9 protein-coding genes are annotated in these 17,131 nt (G+C 74.4%); 6 read left to right on the plus strand and 3 right to left on the minus strand.

Going from position 1 to position 17,131, the window contains the following annotated elements; genetic code table 11:
• Positions 1-71: 71 nt before the first annotated feature.
• Both AC07A6_RS04695 and AC07A6_RS04700 read right to left on the minus strand, forming a co-directional pair.
• The gene (locus AC07A6_RS04695) at positions 72-521 is read right to left on the minus strand and encodes a nuclear transport factor 2 family protein (protein WP_007269150.1); all 450 of its coding nucleotides are present in this window, start codon (positions 519-521) and stop codon (positions 72-74) included.
• An 11-nt stretch (positions 522-532) separates the two neighbouring features.
• On the minus strand, positions 533-976 hold the full coding sequence (locus tag AC07A6_RS04700; protein ID WP_362465218.1) for a nuclear transport factor 2 family protein: 444 nt from the start codon (positions 974-976) through the stop codon (positions 533-535).
• Positions 977-1,186: 210 nt separating this feature from the next.
• On the opposite strand from AC07A6_RS04700, the gene AC07A6_RS04705 reads away from it, so the two are divergent.
• The 6 genes from AC07A6_RS04705 to AC07A6_RS04730 all read left to right on the plus strand — a co-directional run bounded on the left by AC07A6_RS04705 (position 1,187) and on the right by AC07A6_RS04730 (position 15,594).
• Complete coding sequence (locus tag AC07A6_RS04705) at positions 1,187-2,620, plus strand: NAD(P)/FAD-dependent oxidoreductase (RefSeq protein WP_362465221.1); 1,434 nt, start codon at positions 1,187-1,189, stop codon at positions 2,618-2,620.
• 166 nt (positions 2,621-2,786) lie between these two features.
• A complete protein-coding gene (locus AC07A6_RS04710; protein ID WP_362465223.1) occupies positions 2,787-5,564 on the plus strand; it encodes a helix-turn-helix transcriptional regulator in 2,778 nt (925 codons plus the stop codon).
• 51 nt (positions 5,565-5,615) lie between these two features.
• Complete coding sequence (locus AC07A6_RS04715) at positions 5,616-7,679, plus strand: APC family permease (RefSeq protein ID WP_478776067.1); 2,064 nt, start codon at positions 5,616-5,618, stop codon at positions 7,677-7,679.
• 156 nt (positions 7,680-7,835) lie between these two features.
• The gene (locus AC07A6_RS04720) at positions 7,836-8,618 is read left to right on the plus strand and encodes a thioesterase II family protein (RefSeq protein WP_362465228.1); all 783 of its coding nucleotides are present in this window, start codon (positions 7,836-7,838) and stop codon (positions 8,616-8,618) included.
• A 177-nt stretch (positions 8,619-8,795) separates the two neighbouring features.
• Positions 8,796-9,848: a cell division protein ZapE gene (zapE, locus tag AC07A6_RS04725; RefSeq protein WP_385758184.1), complete on the plus strand. Its 1,053-nt coding sequence runs from the start codon at positions 8,796-8,798 to the stop codon at positions 9,846-9,848.
• Positions 9,849-9,954: 106 nt separating this feature from the next.
• Positions 9,955-15,594, plus strand: coding sequence for a type I polyketide synthase (locus tag AC07A6_RS04730; RefSeq protein ID WP_478776113.1), 5,640 nt, complete (start codon positions 9,955-9,957; stop codon positions 15,592-15,594).
• Positions 15,595-15,678: 84 nt separating this feature from the next.
• Here the strand turns inward: AC07A6_RS04730 and AC07A6_RS04735 are convergent, their stop codons facing one another.
• Positions 15,679-16,902, minus strand: coding sequence for a cytochrome P450 family protein (locus AC07A6_RS04735; RefSeq protein WP_478776068.1), 1,224 nt, complete (start codon positions 16,900-16,902; stop codon positions 15,679-15,681).
• Between the last annotated feature and the right edge of the window lie 229 nt (positions 16,903-17,131).

Below are 17,131 nucleotides of genomic sequence, written 5' to 3' on the forward strand. Positions count from 1 at the left end.
CACACACGGAGGCCGCCCGCACCGGACTCCCCGGTGCGGACGGCCTCCGTGTGTGTGCGGACCGTTCCCCGTCACTCCTGGCCGGGGTCGAGGAGCGACAGGTCCGACTTCCCCCAGTACACCCACACCGCTTCGATCAGACCGTGCGAGCCGGTCCGGAAGATGCTGGTGAGCGCGAATTTTATGCGCTTGCGGAACGGGTCCGCGGGCTTGTCCAGATATCCGTGCTTCGTCAGCGTGGGGCCCAGCGGAAGATAATTCATGTACACCGAGACCGGAATGGCCACGTGCAGGCCGTCCTGCGCGGCCACCGGAACTCCGGCGACGTCCACCGTTTTCGCTTCCGCGGCCCGCTGGAAATGCACGCGCAATTCGTCGTGCCCGATCATCGGAACCGAACCGACCGGGTCCTCGAACCGCACGTCCTTCGTGTACAGCTCCAGCATGTGGTCGACGTTGCCGCTGCTCATGCGACGGCAGTGCTCCAGCGCCAGCTCCTTGCGAGCCGCCTCGTCCAGCATCTCTTCCTCCCCTAAGCCGCGTCGGCGAGACGGACGTCGCTCGCTCCCCAGTAGGCCTTCATGTCCTCGATCAGCCCGTCGTCCCCGGCCCGGATCACCATCAGGAAGCGGAACTCCATCCGCTGCCGCGAGGGTTCGGCCGGGGCCGGCAGGACGCCGTGCCGCGTCAGGATCGGCCCGAGCGGCAGGTAGTCCATCGTGGCGACCACCGGAACGGCGGCGTGGCGCCCGTCCTGGGCCGCCACCGGCGGTCCGGGCACCTCCGTCGTGTTGCTGTTCACCGCCCCGGTCGCGTGCGCGCGCAGCGCCGCGTGGCCCTGCTGCACCCCGGCGCCCACCGGGTCCTCGAAGCGGACGTCCGGCGAGTACAGCTTCAGCAGCCCCTCGACGTCCCCCGCGTTGACCCGGCGCGTGTGTTCCAGGATCAGGTCTTTCAGCGCCGCCTCGTCCAGCATGGATTCTTCTCCTTTCGGCAGGCCGGACCATCGTCGCGGCGGCCGCGCCGATCCCGCCATAGGCGCCTTGTTTGATAGGGGTTCGTAGGGGTTCAGGGCATTGTGGGCGAGTGCTAGCGTCGCGGGGATCGGGAATTGCCTGCACCGGGTCCCGGGAATTCGAATTCGACGGTGCGCAAGGCGTCTGACGGATGGAAGGGTCACGCACTCATGACCGCAGAAACACGCGCCGTGGTAATCGGTGGCGGCCTGGCCGGAATGCTGGCGTCCACGGTGCTCGCGCGGCACGTGGACCGCGTCACCGTGGTGGAACGGGACGTGTACCCCGAGGGGCCGGAACTGCGCAAGGGGGTCCCCCAGGCACGCCACGCCCACCTCCTGTGGTCCGGCGGCGCCCGCGCCATCGAGTCCCTGCTGCCGGGCACCCTCAAGGCCCTGGCCGACGAGGGCGCCCACCGCCTCTACCTGCCGCGCGACATCGTCTGGTTCACCCCGTACGGCTGGCAGACCCGCTTCCCCGGCAGCCAGTTCATGATCACCGCCAGCCGGGCCCTGCTCGACTGGGTGGTCCGCGAGCAGGCGCTGAAGAACCCCCGGATCGAGGTCCGCGCGCAGACCGGCGTCACCGGCCTCACCGGCTCCGCCGCCCGCGTCACCGGCGTCCGCCTGCGCGACGCCGACGGCCACGAGAGCGAGCTCGCCGCCGACTTCGTCGTCGACACCGGCGGCCGCCCCTCCCAGATGCTCAAGTGGCTGCCCGAGCTCGGCCTGCCGGAGGTCGAGGAGGACGTCGTCGACACCGGCATCGCCTACGCCACCCGCGTCTACCGGGCCCCCGCCGGCGCGGAGACCTTCCCCATGGTGAACGTCGCCGCCGCCCCCGGCACCGGCGAGCCCGGCCGCAACGGCGCTCTCGTCCCCATCGAGGGCGGCCGCTGGCTGGTCACCCTGGCCGGCACCCGCGGCGCCGAACCCCCCACCGGCGACGACGAGTTCATCCCCTTCGCGCGCAGCCTGCGCCACCCGGTCATCGCCGACCTGCTGGAGCACGCCGAACCGCTCGGCCCCGTCCAGGGATCCCGCTCCACCGTCAACCGCCGCCGCTACTACGAGCGCCTCGCCACCTGGCCGGACGGCCTGCTGGTCCTCGGCGACGCCCTCGCGGCCTTCAACCCCGTCTACGGGCACGGCATGAGCTGCGCCGCCCTCAGCGCCCGCGCCCTGGACACCGCCCTGACCCGCGGCGGCCTGGCCGCCGGCACCGCCGACGCCGCCCGGCACGCGGTCGCCAAGGTCGTCGACGACCCGTGGCTGCTCGCCACCACCCAGGACATCTGCTACCCCGGCACCCGCAACCACGCCAAGGACCCGCGGATCGCACCCCGCCCCCAGGACGCCCAGCAGTTCGCCGACCTGCTCGGCACCGCCGCCCTGTACGACCCGCTCGTCAACGCGGCCGCCATGCAGGTCACCGCGCTCGCCGCGCCCGTCGCCAGCCTGGAGTCCCCCCACCTGGTCGCCGCCCTGCGCAAGGCTGCCGCCGCCGGCTTCACGGAACTGGACGGACCGCCCTTCACCCCGGCCGAACGGGACGTCCTCGCGGCCGCCGAGGACACCGGAACACCCGCCCTGACCAGCGCCTAACACACAGAACCCGGGCGCGCGCCCCCGGCCGGGGAAAAGGGCGTGATCATCCCTGCCGCATTTCCTGCCGGGCAACTAGTGACCCCCGCCAAGCCGGCCGGCTCCAGCGTTTCACAAGGCATCGTTTGCTGCGGTTCGAGGCAAGGCGATCCGGAGGGGGCGGACCATGAGGCTCAGGTGCAGGGAAGACGTGAGCGCACAGCTCGAAGCAGCGCTGACGGCGTGCGCGTCCGGGGCGGCGGGCGTCGTGCTCCTGGAAGGGGCGGTGGGCTGCGGCAAGACCGAGATGCTCCTGCACGTGGCCGAAAGGGCCGAGCGGCGCGGAGCCCTGGTGCTCCGCGCCGCCGGCTCCGCCCAGGAGCGCGACCTCCCCCACGGGGTCCTGCGCCAGCTGACCGCCGGACTGCCCGCCGACACCCTCCCGGACGGCGCCGCCGGCCCGGAGCCGCTCGGCGGACGCGAGTTCATCCGGGCGCTGCGCACCGCCGCGGACCGCACCCCGGTCGTCGTGTGCGTGGACGACCTCCACCACACCGACCCCGCCTCCCTGGACCGGCTGCTGGACGTCGCCCGCGCCGTACGCGGCGAGCGGCTCCTGCTGGTGCTGGCCGACGCCCCCCACGAGCACGCCGAGAGCCCGCTCGCACGCACCGAGTTCCTGCGCCACCCCGGCTTCACCCGGATCCTCCTCGGACGCCTCGACGAGCCGGGCACGGCGGCCCTGCTGGAGGACCACACCGGCCGGCCCGCGACCGGAGCCGACACCGCCTGGCTGCACGGCGCCACCGGCGGCAACCCGCTGCTGCTGCGGGCCCTGCTCAGCGAACGGCCCCGCCCCGTCCGGGGCCCCGCCGACCGGTGGCCGGAACCGGCCCCCGGCGGCCCCTTCACCCAGGCCGCACTGACCTGCCTGCACCGCGACGGCGCGGACTCCCGCACCCTCGCCGTGGCCCTCGCCGTCCTCGGCGACGACGCCACCCCCGAACTGACGGCCCGGCTCGCCGGCACCGGCCCCACCACCGCCGCCCGCGCCGCCACCGCCCTGGAGGCCTCCGGGCTTACCGAGGACGGCCGCCTGCGCCATCCCGCCGTGGCCGCCGCCGTCCTCGACGGAGTCCCCCGGCACGAACTCGCCCGGCTGCGCACCCGCGCCGCCCGCGTGCTCCACGAATCGGGCGCCCGCGCCGGCACCGTCGCCCCGCACCTGCTCGCCGCCTCCGAGGCCGGGGCCGGCCCCGAGGAGGCACCGCGCGGCGACTGGCCCGTCCAGGTCCTGCGCGAGGCCGCCCTCCAGGCCCTCGTCGACGACGAGCAGTGCGACCACGCCGCCGCCTGCCTCGAACTCGCCCGCACCCTGTGCGCCGACGAGCAGACCGGCTGGGAGATCGGCCTCCAGCTGGCCGCGGTCACCTGGCGCAAGCACCCCGCCGCCGCCGAACGCCACCTCGACGGCCCGCTCGCCGCACTGCGCCGCGGCGACCTCGGCCCCGCCCAGGCCGGCCGGCTCGCCCGGCTGCTCGTCGCCCAGGGCCGCATCGAGGACGCCGCCGAGGCCCTCGAACGCATGGCGGACCCGCGCGCGGCCGCCCGTACCACCCGTGAGGACCCGCTGCGCGAACTGTTCGCACTGCCCCCCGCCGCGGCCCCCGCAAGCCCCGCAGCCCCGGCCGCCGCACCCGGCGCGCCCGCCGAGCACCCGGGCGCCCCCGCCCGCACCGGCACCGCCGAACTGCGCTCCTCCGCCGCCCTGTGGACCCACCCCGACAGCGCCGGCGACGAACAGGCCGCCGAACGCCTCCTCAAGGGCACCCCCCTGGCCCACGCCACCTTCGACCCCATCGTCCAGGCCGTCCGCACCCTGGTGCACGCCGACCGCCCCGACCGGGCCGTCGTCTGGTGCCGGCGCCTCCAGGCCGAGACCCAGCCCGCCGCCTCCCCCGGCTGGCAGTCGGTGTTCGGGCTCGTCCACTCCGAGGCCCTGCTGCGCCTGGGCGACCTCGCCGGCGCCGAACGCGAGGCCTCCGCCGCCGTGGACGCCGTCGCCGACCGGGGCGGACTCTTCCTCTTCGGCCCCCTCGCCACCCTCGTCACCGCCCTCACCGCGATGGGCCGCTACGACGCCGTGGCCCGCCGCCTCCAGACGCCCGTCCCCGAGGAGCTCTTCTCCAGCGTCTACGCCCTCAACTACCTCAGGGCGCGCGGCCACTACTACCTGGCCACCCACCGCCACCGCGCGGCGCTCGGCGAGTTCCTCGACGCCGGCCGGCTCGCCCAGCGCTGGGGCCTGGACCGGCCGCGCCAGCTCCCCTGGCGCACCGACGCCGCCGAGGCCCTGCTGCGGCTCGGCGAACACCGCCAGGCCGAGCGCTTCGTCGTGGAGCAGCTCGCCACCTCCGGCGTCCGCAGCCCCCGCGTCCTCGGGGTCTCCCTGCGGCTGCGCGCGGCCACCTCCGAACTGCGCCAGCGCCCCAAGCTGCTCACCCGGGCCGTCGACGAACTCAGCCGCTCCGGCGACCGGCTGGAACTGGCCAAGGCCCTCGCCGACCTCGGCCGCGCCCTGCTCCTGCTCGGCGAGGGCACCCGGGCCGGCATGGTCACCCGCCGGGCCTGGCACCTGGCCGCCGACTGCGGGGCCACGCCGCTGTGCGCGCAGATCATGCCCGGCCAGACCGGCACCGAGCAGCGCACCGCGCCCGAACAGCGCACCGAGGAGACCCCGGAGACCGAGCAGCTCAGCGAGTCCGAGCGGCGGGTCGCCGCGCTCGCCGCGTACGGCTACACCAACCGGGAGATCTCGGCCAAGCTCTACGTCACCGTGAGCACCGTCGAGCAGCACCTCACCCGCGCCTACCGCAAGCTCGGCATCTCCCGCCGTCAGGACCTGCCCATGAGCCTGCAGTTCGACAGCCTCGAAAGCGCGTTCCCGGGCGTAGGGGTCGCGTAGGGGCCGCAAGGGGAGGGGGCCGGGCGCGGCCCCTGCCTAGCATCGGTCCGCGTGTCCACCCTTACTGACCTGACCAAGCGGGTACTGCTGGGACGCGCGCTGCGCAGCGAGCAACAGCACGGCCAACTGCTGCCCAAGAGGATCGCCCTGCCGATCTTCGCCAGCGACGCCCTCTCCTCCGTGGCCTACGCACCGCAGGAGATCATGCTCACCCTGGGCGTGGCGGGCATCGCGGCGTACCAGTACACGCCGTGGATCGCGGGCGTCGTCGTGGTGGTGCTGCTGACCGTCGTCGCCTCCTACCGGCAGAACGTCCGCGCCTACACCAGCGGCGGCGGCGACTTCGAGGTCGCCAACACCAACCTCGGCGAACGCTCCGGCCTGGTGGTGGCCGCCGCGCTGCTGTGCGACTACGTGCTGACCGTCGCCGTGTCGGTGTCGGCGGCCGTGGAGAACCTGGGCGCGAGCATCCCCTGGCTGGCCGGCCACCGCGTCGAGGCCGCGATCGCGGTCGTCGTCCTGATCTCCCTGATGAACCTGCGCGGCGTCCGCGAATCGGGCGCCGCGTTCGCGATACCCACCTACGCCTTCATGATCGCCGTCCTCGGCATGATCGTCTGGGGTGCGGCACGGCTGATCAGCGGCGAAGAGCTGCGGGCGGAGACCGCCGACCTCACCATCCAGGGCGAGAGCGCCGGCATCGCCGGATTCGCCCTCGCCTTCCTCGTCCTGCGCGCCTTCTCCTCCGGCTGCACCGCGCTCACCGGCGTGGAGGCCATCAGCAACGGCGTCCCGGCCTTCCGCCGGCCCAAGGGCGAGAACGCCGCGACCACCCTGGTCCTCCTCGGCGTCCTCGGCGTCACCATGTTCGTCGGCGTGACCGCCCTCGCGTACGAGACCGGCGCCAAGTTCGCCGACCCGACGCACGGCAGCACCCTCGTCGACCCGGCCACCGGGCAGGACGCCGGCCTCCCCGACCCGGTGATCGCCCAGGTCGCCAAGACCGTCTTCGAGGGCTTCTCCCCGGCGTTCTACTTCGTCACGGTGATGACCGGCATCATCCTCGTCCTCGCCGCGAACACCGCCTTCAACGGCTTCCCGGTGCTCGGCTCGATCCTCGCCCGCAGCCGCTTCATGCCCCGCCAGCTGCACACCCGCGGCGACCGCCTCGCCTTCAGCAACGGCATCGTCATCCTCGCCGCCGCGGCCGCGCTCCTGATCTACGCCTTCGACGCCGCCGTCACCCAGCTCATCCCGCTCTACACGGTCGGCGTGTTCGTCTCCTTCACCATCAGCCAGATCGGCATGGTCCGGCACTGGAACCGGCTGCTGCCCGGCACCGTCGACGCCCGCGGCCGCTCCGCGATGCGCCGCGCCCGCGCCATCAACGCCGTCGGCGCCGGCATCACCGCCCTGGTGCTGGCCGTCGTCCTCGCGACCAAGTTCGTCAGCGGCGCCTGGCTGGTGTGCCTGGCCATGGCCGGCCTGTACGCGCTGATGCGGGTCATCCGGCGCCACTACGACCGGGTCGCGGAGGAACTGGAACCCGACCGCGACAAGCCGGTGGCCTCCCTCCCGGGCCGGACGCACGTCCTCGTCCTCGTCTCGCAGCTGCACAAGCCCACCCTCCGCGCCGTGGAGTACGCCCACGCCCTGCGCCCCGACACCCTCCAGGCCGTCTCGGTCTCGGTCGACCCGGACGCGGCCGCCGAGCTGCGCGGGGAGTGGGAGCGCTCGGGCATGCCCGTACCGCTGCAGCTGCTCGAATCCCCGTACCGGGAGATCACCCGCCCGGTCCTGGAGTACGTCCACCGGTTCCGCACCGACCACCCGCGCGACGTGGTCGCGGTGTTCATCCCCGAGTACGTGGTGGGCCGCTGGTGGGAGAACCTGCTGCACAACCAGAGCGCCCTGCGGCTCAAGGCCCGGCTGCTGTTCCAGCCCGGCGTCATGGTCACCAGCGTCCCCTGGCAGCTGGCCTCCTCCGAACGGGCCGGAGGGCGCCCGGAGCGCGCCGCGCCGGGCTCCGTCCGCAAGTCCTCGCCCCGCCACCCCGCCCCCGCCCCCGGCACCGGCACCGGCACCGGCACCGGTCCCGCCGGGACCCGGGACTGACACCGGCAGGCAGGCCCCCGCCCCCGCCCCCACCCCACCCGCCCCCCCCGCCCCGGACAGGGGTGGGCAGGGGCCCCGGCAGGGGTGGGGGCCGCGCGTACGCCGCCGTAACGTCGGGCGCGACGACACGTGTGAGCGAGCGATCTTGGGGGAACCGTGGTCCGTCGGCCTTGGGACGTGGAGTGCCCGGACGCACCCGTACGGCTTTTCTGCCTGCCGTGGGCCGGCGGCAGCGCCGTTACCTACCGCCGCGGCTGGCCGCAGGCACTGGCACCCGACGTCGACGTGCACGCCGTGGAACTGCCCGGCCGGGGCGCCGAGTTCGGCGAGCCGCTGCTGCGCCGCGTGGAGCCGCTCCTCGACGTGCTGATGACGCGGATCGTCCCGCTCGTCGACCGGCCGTACGCGGTCTTCGGCCACAGCATGGGCTCCATGCTCGGCCTGGAACTCACCCGCCGCCTGGTCGCCGCCGGCCTGCCCGAACCCATCCGCATGTTCGTGTCCGGCAGCGGCATGCCGGGCCGCCGCCCCCGCACCGAGGGCAGCCCGCTGCACGAGCTGCCCGAGAACGAGTTCCGCGAGTGGCTGCGCAAGACCGGCGGCACCCCCGCCGAGGTGTTCCGCAACCCCGAACTCCTGGACCTCGTCTCGCCGCTGCTGCGCGCCGACTTCGAGCTCTGCGACGCCTACCGCCACCGCCCCGCACCGCCCTTCGGCTGCCCCGTCACCGCGATCGGCGGCGACGACGACCCCTACGTGCCGGTCGCCGCGCTCGCCGAGTGGGCCGAGATCACCACCGGGCCGTTCGACCGCCTGGTGCTCACCGGCGGCCACTTCGCCTTCCAGGAGCACCTGGACCGGGTCCACGCCTTCGTCGCCGCCGCCCTGCGCACCGCCGTGCGCGGCCTCGCCCCCGCCCCGGCCGGGCCGGCCGCGTAGGGGATTAGGGGTCCCCGGGGCGGGCGCAGGGGTGCCCGTGCCCGGCTCAGGGGTGATGGCGGGGGCCGCGGTGACCCAGTCTTGGAGGGGACCGTACGCGTCGGGAAAGATGATCATCTCTTGATCGCTCGTGCGATCGGGATTCGATACCAACGGGAAACTGGTGATCATCAGTTGATGCGGGAGTTCGAACGCGCCGCCCAGCAGGCCGGATTCGTCCTGGACGACGCCCAGCGGCAGGCCGCCCTCAGGCTCGCCGAACTCGGCGCCGGCCTGACGCGGCGCCGGGGACTGTTCAGCCGCCCCGCCGCACCACCGCGCGGGGTCTACCTGTGGGGCTCGGTCGGCCGCGGCAAGAGCTGGCTGACCACCACCTTCTACGAGGCCGTACCGCTGCGGAACAAGCGGCGGCTGCACTTCCACGACTTCTTCCGCGAGTTCCACGCCGCCTACCACCGCAACCGGGGCGACAGCCGGGTCACCGACCGCGCCGTCACCGAACTCCTCGGCGACTGCCGCTTCCTCGTCTTCGACGAGTTCCACGTCCACGACGCCGGCGACGCGATGCTGATCGGCCGGGTGCTCAGGTCCATCCTCGACCAGAAGATCACCCTGCTCACCACCTCGAACTACCCCCCGGCCGGACTGCTCCCCAACCCGGTCTTCCACGAGATGTTCGAGCCCACGATCAAGATGCTCGAAGAGACCATGGACGTGGTCGAGCTCGGCGGCGGACGCGACTACCGGGCCGAGTACGGATCCGGCGCCGCCCGCTCCGAGTTCGAGCGCGGGGCCTACCTGTGGCCCGGCACCGGCGAGCAGCTCGCCGGACAGGGCCTCACCCCGCCCGAGGCCGCCGAACGGCAGCCCGTGGAGGTCGGCGGCGGACGCACCGTACCCGCGCTGGCGGTCCGCGGCGACCTGGTCTGGTTCGACTTCCACGACCTGTGCGACCGGCCGTACTCGACCGGCGACTACCTGGCGGCGGTGGACCGCTTCCCCGTCTGGGTGCTCTCCGGCCTGCCCCGCCTGGCCGGGGAGGACCGGGACGCGGCCCAGCGGTTCGCCAACCTCATCGACGTGCTCTGCGACCGGGACGTACGCCTCGTCCTCGTCGGAGAGGCACCGCTCGACGACGTACTGCGGGGCGAGAACCTGCCGCTCGACGTCAACCGGACCGCGAGCCGCCTGTCGCTGCTCTCCGCCACGGCCGACTCCGACGCGCACTGAGCGGGGCCCGGTCGGTGCGGAACGCGCGGTTCCCTCCGCAGCTGTTTCCGACATCAGACAACAAAGGGCAATGCCGATGGCGACCGAACAAGAACTCCGCGACTACCTGAAGCGCGCGACCGTCGAACTGCGCTCCGTCAAGCAGCAGCTCCACGACGCAGAGGAAGCGGGCCACGAGCCCATCGCCGTCATCGGCATGGGCTGCCGCTTCCCCGGCGGCGTGACCTCGCCGGAGGACCTGTGGCGGCTGCTCGAAGGGGAGGTCGACGCGATCTCCCCCTTCCCCGCCGACCGCGGCTGGGACCTCGACGCCCTGTACGACCCGGACCCCGACCGGCCCGGTACGACGTACACCCGCGAGGGCGGCTTCATCGACCGCGTCGCCGAGTTCGACGCCGGGTTCTTCGGCATCAACCAGCGCGAGGCCCTCGCGATGGACCCCCAGCAGCGCCTCCTCATGGAGACCGCCTGGGAGGTCGTCGAACGCGCCGGGATCGACGCCGCCTCGCTGCGCGGCAGCCGCACCGGAGTGTTCCTCTCGGTGATGTACCACGACTACGCCAACCTCCTGGAGGGCCGGGAGGAACTGGCCGGCTACGTCATCAACGGCAGCGCCGGCAGCATCGCCTCCGGCCGCATCGCCTACGGCTTCGGCTTCGAGGGCCCCGCCCTCACCGTGGACACGGCCTGCTCGTCCTCGCTGGTGACCCTGCACCTGGCCGCCGAGTCGCTGCGCCGCGGCGAGTGCTCCCTCGCGATGACCGGCGGCGCCACGGTGATGTCCACGCCCGCCTCCTTCGTCGAGTTCAGCCGGCAGCGCTCCCTCGCCCCCGACGGCCGCTGCAAGCCCTTCTCCGCGCACGCGGACGGCACGGGCTGGTCCGAGGGCGTCGGTATGCTCCTCCTGGAGCGGCTCTCGGACGCCCGGCGCAACGGCCACGAGGTCCTCGCCGTGATCCGCGGCAGCGCCGTCAACCAGGACGGCGCCAGCAACGGCCTCACCGCCCCCAACGGCCCCTCGCAGCAGCGGGTCATCGGCCAGGCCCTGGCCAACGCCCGGCTGACCGCCGACCAGATCGACGCGGTCGAGGCCCACGGCACGGGCACCTCGCTCGGCGACCCCATCGAGGCGCAGTCCCTGCTGGCCACCTACGGCCAGGAGCGGCCGGCGGACCGGCCCCTGTGGCTGGGCTCGCTCAAGTCGAACATCGGCCACACCCAGGCCGCCGCCGGCGCCGGCGGCGTCATCAAGATGGTCATGGCCATGCGGCACGGCGTACTCCCCAAGTCCCTGCACGCCGAGGAGCCGACCCCGCACGTCGACTGGGCCTCCGGCGCCGTGGAACTGCTCGCCGAGGCCCGGCCGTGGCCCGAGACCGGACGGCCCCGGCGCGCCGCCGTGTCCTCCTTCGGCATCAGCGGCACCAACGCCCACGCCATCCTGGAACAGGCCCCCGACCCGCTCCCGGCGCAGGACGCCCCCGCCGCACCGGCCCCGGCCGCCGAGGCCCCTGACGCGGACACCGCCGCGCCCGCCCCCCGCCCCGCGGCCTTCTCCTCCGCCCCGACCGTCGCCTGGCCGGTCTCCGGCCGCACCGGACCGGCCCTGCGCGCGCAGGCCGGACGGCTGCGGGACCGGATCGCGGCCGACCCCGCCGCCGACCCGCACGCCGTGGCCGCCGCCCTCCTGCACACCCGCTCCGCCTTCGAACACCGCGCGGTCCTCCTCGCCGGGGACCGGCCCGGCCTCCTGCGCCGGCTGGACGCACTGGCCGCCGGCCCCGACACGGGCGAGGACGACGCGGGACGCCCCGACGGGCTGATCACCGGCACGGCCCGGGCCTCCGGCGTCCGGCCGGTCTTCGTCTTCCCCGGGCAGGGCTCGCAGTGGACCGGCATGGCCCTCGAACTCCTCGACGCCTCCCCGGCCTTCGCCGAACGCATCGCTGCCTGCGAGGCCGCGTTCGCCCCGTACGTGGACTGGTCGCTGACCGGCGTCCTGCGGGCGGCGGACGGTGCGCCCTCCCTGGACCGGGTGGACGTCCTGCAGCCCGCCCTGTTCGCGGTGATGCTCTCCCTCGCCGAACTCTGGCGGGCCTGCGGCGTCGAACCGGCCGCCGTGGTCGGCCACAGCCAGGGCGAGGTCGCCGCCGCCGTCGTCGCCGGCGCCCTCTCCCTGGCCGACGGCGCCCGGATCGTCGCCCTGCGCAGCCAGGCCCTGCTGGAGCTGTCCGGGACCAGCGCGATGGCCTCCGTCGCCCTGCCCGCCGACAAGGTCGCCGCCCTGCTGCCCGCCTGGGACGGCCGGCTCTCCCTCGCCGCCGTCAACGGACCGACCTCCGTGGTCGTCGCCGGCGACCGCACGGCCCTGGAGGAGATGCTGGAGAAGCTCGCGGCCGACGGCGTCTGGGCCCGCCGGGTCCCCGGCGTCGACACCCCGGGCCACTCGGCGCGCATCGAGGAGGTGCGCGAACGGATGCTCGACGCCCTCGCCCCCGTCGCCCCGGCCGAGTCCGCCGTCCCCTACTACTCCACCGTGACCGGCACCCTCCTGGACACCGGGGGACTCGACGCCGGCTACTGGTACCGCAACATGCGCCAGACGGTCCAGCTGGAGCAGGCCGTCCGCGCCCTCGCCGCCGACGGCTACGCCCACTTCCTGGAGATCAGCCCCCACCCGGTGCTGGGCGTGGGCCTCGCCGAGACCCTCGAACGGACCGGCACCGACGCCTTCCTCGGCGAGACGCTGCGCCGGGACGCCGGCGGCACCGGACGCTTCCTCACCTCCCTCGCCGCCGCCCACGTGAACGGCGTGCAGGTGGACTGGGACGCGGCGCACGCCGGACGGCTGCCGCACCCCGCACCCGAGCTGCCCACGTACGCCTTCCAGCGCAGCCGGTACTGGCCGCAGGCGCTCGCCCCCGCCGGCGACGCGACCGCGCTGGGCCTCGGCTCCGCCGGCCACCCCCTGCTCGGCGCCGCCGTCCCGCTGCCCGACACCGACGGGTTCCTCTTCACCACCCGCCTCTCCCCGGCCTCCCACCCCTGGCTCGCCGACCACGCGCTGCTCGGCCACGCCCTGCTGCCGGGCACCGCCTTCCTGGAACTCGCCCTGCACGCCGGCCGGCAGCTCGGCTGCGCACGCGTGGAGGAACTCGTCCTGGAGGCACCGCTGCCGCTGCCCGAACACGGCGGCGTCCAGGTCCAGCTGACCGTCGGCGCGGCCGACGCGGCGGGCCGCCGCCCGGTGGCCGTGTACGCCCGCCCCGACGGCGCGGGCACCGACCCGGCCGGGACCGGGCAGCCGTGGACCCGCCACGCCGGCGGACACCTCGCCCCGGACACCGCCCCCGCCGCCCCCGCCTTCGGGGTGTGGCCGCCCGAGGGCGCCACCCCGGTCGACGTGAGCGGCCTCTACGCCGACTTCGCGGCGGCGGGCTTCGGGTACGGGCCCGCCTTCCGGGGCCTGCACGCCGCCTGGCGGCGGGGCGAGGAGGTCTTCGCCGAGGTCCGCCTGCCCGAGGAGCAGCAGGCCGGCGCGGCCGCCTTCGGACTGCACCCGGCCCTGTCGGACGCCGCCCTGCACGCCATCCCGCTCGGCGCACTGGCCGACGGGGACGGCGGGGACGGCGGCGAGGGCGGGATCGGCCAGGGCCGGATGCCGTTCGCCTGGCACGACGTGACCCTGCACGCCACCGGCGCCCGGTCGCTGCGGGTCGCCCTCGCCCCCGCCGGGAACGAGGCCGTCTCCCTGGAACTCACCGACCAGACGGGCCTCCCGGTGGCCGCCGTCGGATCGCTGGTGCTGCGGCCCCTGAACCGGGAGCAGCTCGCCGGGGCCCGCCCCGGGCACGGCGACTCCCTGTTCCGCCTCGACTGGACCCCGGTCCCCGCGCTCCCCGCGGCCCCCGACGGGTCCTGGGCGGTGCTGGGCCCGGACACCCCCGGCCCGGCCTCCGGCGCGCGGCGGATCGGCGGCCTCGCGGAACTCACCGCGCTGCCGGCGCTCGTGCTGGCCTCGCCCGCCGCGGGCGCCGCCGAGGTGCGGTCCGCCACCGCGGCCACCCTCGCCCTGCTCCGGTCGTGGCTGGCCGACGCCCGGCTCGGGGACTCCCGGCTGGCCGTGGTCACCCGGGGCGCGGTGGCGACGGGGGAGGGCGACGGGGCTCCGGACCCGGTCCAGGCGGCCGTGTGGGGCCTGGTGCGCTCGGCGCAGTCGGAGCACCCGGAACGGTTCCTGCTGATCGACCTGGAGCAGCCGGGCACCGGCACCGACGGCGCCGCCGACCACGACGCCCTGGCCCGCGCCGTGGCGTCCGGCGAGCCCCAGAGCGCCGTCCGCGGCGGCACCGTGCACGCCCCCCGCCTGGCCCGGGCGGCCGCCGCCGCGGGCACGGAGGGGCCCGGCGAGCCGCCCTTCGCCCCCGACGGCACCGTCCTGGTCACCGGCGGCACCGGAACCCTGGGCCGCGCGGTGGCCCGCCACCTGGTCACCGAACACGGCGTCCGCCACCTGCTGCTGGTCAGCCGCTCCGGCGGCGCCGAGGACCTGGTCGCGGAACTGTCCGACCTGGGCGCCTCGGTGACGGTCGCCGCCTGCGACGTCGCCGACCGGGACGCCCTGGCCGCACTGCTGGCCGCGATCCCGGCCGGGCACCCGCTGACCGCGGTCGTCCACACGGCCGGCGTCCTGGACGACGGCGTCGTCGAGTCCCTCACCCCCGAACGCTTCGACGCGGTCCTGCGCCCGAAGGCCGACGCCGCCCGGAACCTCCACGAACTCACCGCGGACCTCGGCCTGTCGGCGTTCGTCCTCTTCTCCTCCGCCGCGAGCCTGTTCGGCGCCCCCGGCCAGGGCAACTACGCCGCCGCCAACGCCTATGTCGACGCCCTCGCCCAGTACCGGCGCTCCCTCGGCCTGCCCGCGCAGTCCCTCGCCTGGGGCCTGTGGGCCGAACGCAGCGGCATGACCGGACACCTCGACGGGGCCGGACTCGCCCGCATCGAACGCGCCGGGGCCCAGGCCCTGACGACCGCCGAGGGCCTCGGCCTCTTCGACGCCGCGCTCAACTCCCCCGAGGCGCTGCTCGTCCCGATGCGGATCGACCTCGCAGCGGTACGCGCCCAGGCCGCGGCCGGCGAGAGCGTTCCCCGGCTGCTGCGAGCCCTGGTCCCGGCACCGGTAGGCCGGGCCGCCGCCGAGGCGGCGCCCGTGACCTCGCTGGCGCACCAGCTGGCCGGACTCCCGGAGCACGAGCGCACCCGCGTCCTGTCCGACCTGGTACGCGGCCACGCCGCCACCGTCCTCGGGCACGCGGGCCCGCAGGAGGTCGAGGCCGACCGCGGCTTCCTGGAGCTGGGGCTCGACTCCCTGACGGCGGTCCAGCTCCGCAACCGCCTCGGCACCGCCACCGGACTGCGCCTGCCCACCACCCTCGTCTTCGACTACCCGACCCCGGCCGCGCTGGCCGCGTTCCTGCGCGGCCTTCTGGTGGTCGAGGAGCCGCGGCCGGCGGTGTTCGGCGAACTGGACCGGCTGGAGGGCGCCCTCCGGACGACCGCCGCCCAGGACTCCGAGGAGGTCCGGGCCGAGGTGTCCGCGCGCCTCGCGGACCTGCTGGCCCTCTTCGGGACGCCGGCGCCCGGCGCCGCGGCGACCACCGCCGCAGCGACCACCACCGCGGCCCTGGGCACCGCCTCCGCCGACGAGATATTCGACTTCATCCAGGCCGAATTCGGCCGGTAGGACCGGTAGGAGGGGGAAAGCAGGAGGGCCTGCGCCGGGAGGAGCGATCCGCCCGGTGCAGGCCCTTTCCCTTCGCGCCGCCCCCTACGGGCGAAGACGCACCGGAAGCGTCTCCAGGCCCTGCATCATAAAACTCTTGCGCCAGCGCAATTCGGAATCCGGCACGGCGAGGGAAAGGTCCGGGAAACGGGCCAGAATATCGCGAAGGGCGATTTCCATTTCCGCCCGGGCCAGCGGCGCGCCGACACAGTAGTGGATTCCGTGCCCGAATCCGAGGTGGCCGTTGGTGGACCGGCTGACGTCGAGCATGTGCGGGCAGGCGAACTTCGCCTCGTCCCGGTTGGCCGACCCGAGCAGCACCGACACGTACTCGCCGGCCCCCACGGTCACCCCGCCCAGCTCCAGCGGCTCCGTGGCGTAGCGCAGCGTCGCCCGGTTGCCCGGGCCCTCGTAACGCAGGAACTCCTCGTTGGCGGCCGGGATGAGGCCCGGGTCCGCGCGGACCGCCGCGAGCTGCTCCGGGTGGCCCAGCAGGGCCCGTACGCCGTGCCCGATCATGTTCACGGTGGTCTCGTAGCCGGCCACCACCAGCAGGAACACCGTCGAGACCAGCTCGACGTCGGAGAGCTGGTCCTGGTCGTCGCGGGCGGTCACCAGCGCGCTGATGAGGTCGTCGCCCGGCTCGGCGCGCTTCTCCTGGACCAGCTGCCCGATGTGCTGCCCGAACCTCGCCATGTTCGCGCCGGCGTTCTCGTTGTCGTTCGACATGATGGCGGCCGTCAGCCCCACCAGCACCGGCAGGTGCTCGGCCGTGATCCCCAGCAGCTCGCCGAGCACCTTGACCGGGTAGACCGCGGTGTAGTGCTCCACCAGGTCGACCACGCCGTCGCCGGAATCGGCGGCCGCCTTCTCGACGGAGTCCAGCAGCTCCGCGCTGATCCGCTCGATCGTCGGCCGCAGCCGCTCCACGCTGCGCGCCGTCAGGGCCTTGTTGACCAGTTTGCGCAGCCGGGTGTGGCCCGGCGGGTCCATGTTGAGCATGTGCCGGCCCACCGAGCTGTGCTCCAGCCGGGGCGTGCCGCCCTCGCTCATCTCGCGGTCGAAGTAGCCCAGCTCGACCGAGGTGTCGATGTCCTTGGACAGCGCCGGGTGCGTCATGGCGATCCGGGCCTCCTCGTGGCTGACGACCGCCCAGACCCGCAGGCCGCTGGGCAGCAGCATCCGGTGCACCGGCCCCTGTGCCCTGAGGCCGGCGAAGGCCGGATAGGGGTTGCTCAGAAACTCTTCGTCCATTACGGGAAGGGACATGAATGCTCCTCGGATTACCGAATAGGGGTTGACCAGTAGGCCGCTTAAGGGGTTTCCGCAGGGGTTTGTGGGGGCCGATAGGGGTAGCCCCGGGTAACACCACTATTGAAGTTGATCTCACTTGTCGGCTCGCATAGTATCGGCCGCCGAGCGGGGGATACAAAGAAATTCATAAACCTTTCTCCCGCACGGTAAGAGCATTGGTCTGGATCAATGCGGGCGATCGGAT

It is taken from the genome of Streptomyces sp. NPDC044002 (assembly GCF_056434525.1).